At 53.2% G+C, this 6,658-nt stretch carries 4 protein-coding genes; 1 reads left to right on the plus strand and 3 read right to left on the minus strand.

All coding sequences use genetic code 11. From position 1 onward, the window contains the following. Positions 1 to 83: 83 nt before the first annotated feature. The 3 genes from glnG to glnA all read right to left on the minus strand — a co-directional run bounded on the left by glnG (position 84) and on the right by glnA (position 4,109). Positions 84 to 1,493: a nitrogen regulation protein NR(I) gene (gene glnG / locus BBW68_RS10845; RefSeq protein WP_070135373.1), complete on the minus strand. Its 1,410-nt coding sequence runs from the start codon at positions 1,491 to 1,493 to the stop codon at positions 84 to 86. A 7-nt stretch (positions 1,494 to 1,500) separates the two neighbouring features. Next, positions 1,501 to 2,550 (minus strand): nitrogen regulation protein NR(II), encoded by a 1,050-nt coding sequence (gene glnL, locus BBW68_RS10850; RefSeq protein WP_070135374.1) that lies wholly within the window; start codon positions 2,548 to 2,550, stop codon positions 1,501 to 1,503. A gap of 149 nt (positions 2,551 to 2,699) precedes the next feature. Continuing rightward, positions 2,700 to 4,109 (minus strand): glutamate--ammonia ligase, encoded by a 1,410-nt coding sequence (gene glnA, locus BBW68_RS10855; protein WP_070135375.1) that lies wholly within the window; start codon positions 4,107 to 4,109, stop codon positions 2,700 to 2,702. A 440-nt stretch (positions 4,110 to 4,549) separates the two neighbouring features. Between glnA and typA the strand changes: the two genes are divergently transcribed. Next, positions 4,550 to 6,373 carry a ribosome-dependent GTPase TypA gene (typA, locus tag BBW68_RS10860; protein WP_070135376.1) on the plus strand — a complete coding sequence of 608 codons (1,824 nt, stop codon included), beginning with the start codon at positions 4,550 to 4,552 and terminating at the stop codon, positions 6,371 to 6,373. The last annotated feature ends 285 nt before the right edge of the window (positions 6,374 to 6,658 follow it).

The following is a 6,658-nucleotide window of genomic DNA, read 5'->3' on the forward strand; positions in this document are numbered from 1 at the left end:
CGTTGCCAGTCAGCGCATAATGGGCCAATTACCGGACCGGAAGGCTGTAAGTGAATTTACACGACTTTGACAGACTCGACCGGTTATTCCATTCCCAACTCTTTCAGCTTGCGGGTCAGGGTATTACGCCCCCAGCCGAGCAAACGAGCGGCTTCCTGCTTATGTCCCTGCGTTTGACGCAGCGCAGCGGTTAGCAGCGTACGCTCCATCTCCGGTTGAGCTTCCGACAGCAGGTTTTGATGACCGGCGCGCAGCGCGCGGTCAGCCCACTGTGCCAGCAGCGTGGCCCAGCTATCCGGCAGCGACTGCACCGGGTTTTCCAGCATCGAGGTCTCAAACAGCTCCGGCGGCAGATCCTGAATTAACACTTCCTGACCCGCAGCCATCACCGTCAGCCAGCGGCAGGTGTTCTCCAGCTGGCGCACGTTACCGGACCAGTGCAGGTGGGTCAGCGCCGTTTCGGTTTCCGGATGCAGAATTTTCGCCTCCACGCCTAGTTCACGAGCGGCAACCTGCAGGAAGTGACGTGCTAGGCGCGGAATATCTTCCCGACGTTCGCGCAGCGGCGGTAGGTGTACGCGGATCACGTTCAGGCGGTGGAATAAATCATCACGGAATTTCTCCTCCTGTACGCGCAGCTCTAGGTTCTGGTGGGTCGCGGCAATAATACGCACGTCCACTTTCACCGGCGCATAGCCGCCCACGCGATAGAACTGACCATCAGCCAGCACGCGCAGCAGACGGGTCTGTACATCCAGAGGCATATCACCGATTTCATCGAGGAACAGCGTGCCGCCGTCGGCCTGCTCAAAACGGCCCTGACGGATCTGATTCGCGCCGGTAAATGCGCCTTTCTCATGGCCAAACAGTTCAGATTCAATCAGATCTCTGGGAATTGCCGCCATATTTAGCGCAATAAACGGCACCTTGGCGCGTGGGCTGTGGCGGTGCAGGGCATGAGCTACCAGCTCTTTACCAGTACCGGACTCGCCGTTAATCAGCACGCTGATCGACGAGCGCGACAGGCGGCCGATAATACGGAACACATCCTGCATTGCCGGGGCTTCACCGATAATATCGGTGGTCGGCCCGCTGATCGGCTGGTTACGCGGCTGCTGCTGCTCCTGATAGTGGCTGATGGCACGCTCAACCAGCGCCACTGCTTCATCGATATCAAACGGCTTAGGCAGGTAGTCAAACGCGCCCTGCTGGTAAGCGCTCACCACCGCGTCCAGATCGGAGTGCGCAGTCATAATGATCACTGGCAGCATCGGGTGGCGTTGTTTAATCTGTTTCAGTAGCGCCAGTCCGTCCATGCCGGGCATACGAATGTCTGACAGTAGTACATCTGGGGTCTTAGTGGCGAGGGCTTCCAGCACCTCGTTCGCGCCATCAAAGGTAGCGCAGCTCAAATCGGCTCCAGTGAGCGCACGTTCGAGCACCCAGCGGATGGAGCTATCGTCATCGACGATCCAAACTATCCCTCGTTGCATAGAAACCTCACTGGCGAATAGGCAGGTAAACCGAGAATTCAGTATGTCCGGGCCAGCTGTTGAACTCTATTTTCCCCGAATGCTGGTCGATCAGGCTGCGGGCGATGGATAACCCCAGCCCGGTGCCGCCTTCGCGGCCACTCACCATCGGGTAGAACAGCGTGTTCTGCAGTTGCGCCGGAATACCCGGGCCGTCATCTTCAATATCGATGCGTGCCACTAGGCGATAGCGCGTACCGTGCAGCGTTAACTGAAACGCCGTGCGGGTACGTAAAGTAATGGTACCGCCTTCTTCATCCAACGCCTGTAAAGCGTTGCGGACTACATTCAAAAGGACTTGTTCTATTTGATCCGGGTCGTGCGGCAGCTCCGGCAGGCTTGGATCGTAATCACGGATTAACGACACGTTGTCCGGCAGTTCCATCGACACCAGATTGACCACGCGTTCAGCCACCTGATGGATACTCTGGGTGACGTGCATCCCTAGCTGTTGCGGGCCCAGCAGACGGTCGACCAGATTGCGCAGGCGATCGCCCTGTTCAATGATAACCTTGGTATACTCGGTTAACGACGAGTCGGGCAGGGCTTTGGCCAGCAGCTGTGCTGCGCCGCGCAGTCCCCCCAGCGGGTTTTTAATTTCGTGTGCCAGACCGCGGACTAAATCCCGCGCTGCCACCTGTTGTGCATGCTGCAGCTGTTCTTGGCTGAGCCTGCGCTGGTTATCCATCGGAGCCATTTCTAGCAGAATCAAACCTTCGGGCAGACGTTGTGCGGTGAGCGACATAATGTGCGCACGGCTGTCGACCACTAGGGTCACTTCGCTATCGGTAAAGCCCTGTCCGGCATCTAGACTTTCGAGCATGACCTCAATATTCAGGGAAAAATAACCCATTAGTTCCGGCAGTGGCGTACCAAACAGCTTGCGGGAACTCTGCGCCAGCAGTTGCTGAGCCGCAGGGTTGGCGTAATGAACTACCAACGCGTTATCAACCAGTAAAATACTGTTAATCAATGAATTGAGAATCTGCCCAGCATCGGGCAGAGTGCCAGTTGCCATTACAGCGTTCTCCTGAGTAATTTATCTGCACCAGATTGGTGCGTTATAGTCATACAACCCGGAAATCGTCGTCCTGACGTTGAATTCGTGGAGAAAAAAGCCCATCCGAAGATGGGCTGAAAAGTTTCCACGGCAACAAATAAAACCAATTAAACGCTGTAGTACAGTTCGAACTCAACCGGGTGCGGAGTCATACGAATGCGGTCGATTTCTGCCTTACGAAGTTCGATGTACGCTTCGAGGGCATCGTCAGTGAACACGCCACCACGGGTCAGGAACTCGCGGTCTTCGTTCAGTTCAGCCAATGCTTCGTCCAGAGAACCTGCCACTTTTGGAATATCAGCTTCTTCTTCTGGTGGCAGGTCGTACAAGTTTTTGTCCATGGCATCGCCAGGATGGATCTTGTTGATGATGCCGTCTAGGCCAGCCATCAGCAGTGCTGCGAAGCACAGGTACGGGTTAGCCGCTGGATCCGGGAAGCGCGCTTCGATACGACGTGCTTTCGGGCTGGCAACCACTGGGATACGGATAGAAGCAGAACGGTTACGGGCAGAGTAAGCCAGCATAACTGGCGCTTCGTAGCTTGGGACCAAACGCTTGTAAGAGTTGGTAGTCGGGTTCGCCAAGGCGTTGATCGCTTTAGCGTGCTTGATCACACCGCCGATGTAGAACAGTGCCATTTCAGACAGGCCGCCGTATCTGTCACCAGCGAACAGGTTGGTGCCGCCTTTAGACAGAGACATGTGACAGTGCATACCAGAACCGTTATCACCGAACATTGGCTTAGGCATGAAGGTCGCCGTTTTGCCGTAGGCGTGAGCGACGTTGTGAACCACATATTTGTAGATCTGAATTTCGTCAGCTTTTTTGGTCATGGTGTTGAAGCGGGTCGCCACTTCGTTCTGACCCGCGGTAGCCACTTCGTGGTGATGAGCTTCAACGACCAAGCCCATTTGCTCCATGGTCAGACACATAGCAGAACGGATATCCTGTGATGAGTCGACCGGTGGCACTGGGAAGTAGCCGCCTTTCAGACCTGGACGGTGGCCTTTGTTGCCGCCTTCGTAGGTTTTACCGGAATTCCAGTAAGCTTCAACGTCGTCGATAGCGACATGGGAACCGGAAGTGCTGCTGCCGAAGCGAATATCGTCAAACAGGAAGAACTCTGGTTCTGGTCCAAACAGCACGGTGTCCGCGATGTCGGAAGAGCGCAGGAAATCTTCAGCGCGTTTAGCGATAGACCGTGGGTCACGGTGGTAGCCCTGCATGGTGCCTGGCTCAAGTATGTCACAACGGATGATCAGTGTGGAATCTTCGAAGAACGGGTCAAGGACAGCGGTGGTTGCGTCAGGCATCAGAACCATGTCTGATTCGTTGATGCTTTTCCAGCCACCAATCGAGGAGCCGTCAAACATTTTGCCTTCTTCGAAGAAGTCAGCATTAACCTGATGAGCGGGAATAGTTACGTGCTGCTCTTTACCTTTGGTATCGGTAAAACGCAGATCAACAAATTTGACTTCGTGCTCGTTCATCATCGACAGAACGTGTTCAGCGGACATACTTAACTCTCCTAGATTTGTCATTGTCGTCGTGGTTAGAGATCTTTACGGTGCGTTTTGCGTTTCGCCGCGCTTACTCCGATAATAAAGATTCCTGACAAGCTTACAACCGTTGTGGAGACTGGGATTTTTTGCTTGAAAGAGTAGCTGCGAAATCTATGCCAACTTTTTTGTTTATCTGAAAAAAAAAGCCATAATGCGCCCTTTCGTGAGACGAGGACTGCACCACGATAGAAGTCGCGCACCATTTTAGTGCTATTGGCTGATAAATGGGCACTGTTTTGGTGCGATTTTTCGTCACAGTGCAAGCTTTGCACTGAAAATGGCTATATAAAGCAATCCGAACAGTTATCTTTAATATATGAAATTCATGATCCTGTTCAGTCCTTCGATTGATCTGTGTACAATGGCGCGCTATTTCTAATGCCTGAGGCAAAGCTGTGATCGAAAATTTGCGTAACATCGCCATTATTGCCCACGTTGACCATGGTAAAACTACCCTAGTTGATAAGTTGCTACAGCAGTCTGGGACCTTTGATCCCCGCACCGAAGCGACCGAACGCGTAATGGACTCCAACGATTTGGAGAAAGAGCGTGGGATTACCATCCTCGCAAAAAACACCGCCATTAAATGGAACGACTATCGCATCAACATCGTTGATACCCCAGGACATGCCGACTTCGGCGGTGAAGTAGAGCGTGTAATGTCGATGGTTGACTCGGTGCTGCTGGTTGTGGATGCAATGGATGGCCCAATGCCGCAAACCCGATTCGTGACCCAAAAAGCCTTCGCTAATGGTCTGAAGCCGATCGTGGTAATCAACAAAGTTGACCGCCATGGCGCGCGTCCTGACTGGGTTGTTGACCAGGTGTTTGACCTGTTCGTTAACTTGGATGCGACCGACGAGCAGCTCGACTTTCCGATTATCTATGCTTCAGCCCTGAACGGTATTGCAGGTCTGGATCACGCGGATATGGCGGAAGATATGACCCCGCTGTACGAAGCGATCGTGAAACACGTTTCTCCACCACAGGTTGAGCTGGAAACCCCGCTGCAGATGCAAATCTCCCAGTTGGACTACAACAACTACTTAGGTGTTATCGGTATTGGCCGCATCAAACGCGGTAAAGTGCGACCTAACCAGCAGGTTACGATCATCGATAGCGAAGGCAAAACCCGCAACGGTAAAGTCGGTAAAGTGTTGGGCCACATGGGGCTGGAGCGTATCGAATCTGCTGAAGCGGAAGCGGGCGACATCATCGCCATCACCGGTCTGGGCGAGCTGAACATCTCTGACACCATCTGCGATATGCAGAATGTGCAAGCGCTGCCAGCCCTGAGCGTTGATGAACCAACCGTTACCATGTTCTTCTGCGTTAACACCTCTCCGTTCTGCGGTAAAGAAGGTAAGTATGTGACTTCACGTCAGATCCTTGATCGTCTGAACAAAGAGCTGGTGCACAACGTGGCACTGCGTGTTGAAGAAACCCCGGACGCTGACGCCTTCCGCGTATCAGGCCGTGGTGAACTTCACCTGTCAGTTCTGATCGAAAACATGCGTCGTGAAGGTTTCGAACTGGCGGTATCCCGTCCGAAAGTTATTTTCCGTGAATTCGAAGGCCGCAAGCAGGAGCCATTCGAAAACGTGACCCTAGACATCGAAGAACAGCACCGGGGTTCTGTGATGCAGGCGATGGGTGAGCGTAAAGGCGACATAAAAAACATGGACCTGTATGGCAAAGGTCGCGTTCGTCTTGATTATGAGATTCCAAGCCGTGGACTGATTGGCTTCCGTAACGAATTCATGACCATGACTTCCGGTACTGGCCTGCTGTACTCCACCTTCAGCCACTACGACGACATTCGTCCGGGCGAAGTGGGCCAGCGTCAGAACGGCGTGCTGATCTCTAACGGCCAGGGTAAAGCGGTAGCCTTCGCCCTGTTCGGTCTGCAGGATCGCGGCAGGCTGTTCCTCGGCCACGGTGCTGAAGTGTATGAAGGCCAGATCATCGGTATTCACTCACGTTCAAACGACCTGACCGTAAACTGCCTGACCGGTAAGAAACTGACCAACATGCGTGCTTCCGGTACTGACGAAGCCACCACGCTGGTTCCGACACAGAAGATGTCCCTCGAGCAGGCGCTTGAATTCATCGATGATGACGAACTGGTAGAAGTGACTCCACAGTCTGTACGTATTCGTAAACGTCACCTGACTGAAAACGACCGTAAGCGCGCAAGCCGCGGTCCTAAAGAAGCGTAATTTTTCTTTAGTCCTTATGGGTCGGAATACTTCCGGCCCATCGTTTTATCTGGAACTTCCCCGCAGTTTTTCAAATTTCCCTCCTGTTCAGCCTCCCGTTTTACGACTAGAGTGAATACCTCGCGAATTCAGATAATAAGTGCAACACTCGGTCATGTAGATGGAGGGACGGTTAGCTACCGATAAGCTATCCTGCTCTTCCGACTAAAGATGAGCGAGTAACTATAAAATATCAGCAGTGAACCGAAGGATTACGATACCAGATAGCTCTGTTGTGTGAAGACA

This window comes from Candidatus Erwinia dacicola, assembly GCF_001756855.1.
Taxonomy (GTDB): domain Bacteria; phylum Pseudomonadota; class Gammaproteobacteria; order Enterobacterales; family Enterobacteriaceae; genus Erwinia; species Erwinia dacicola.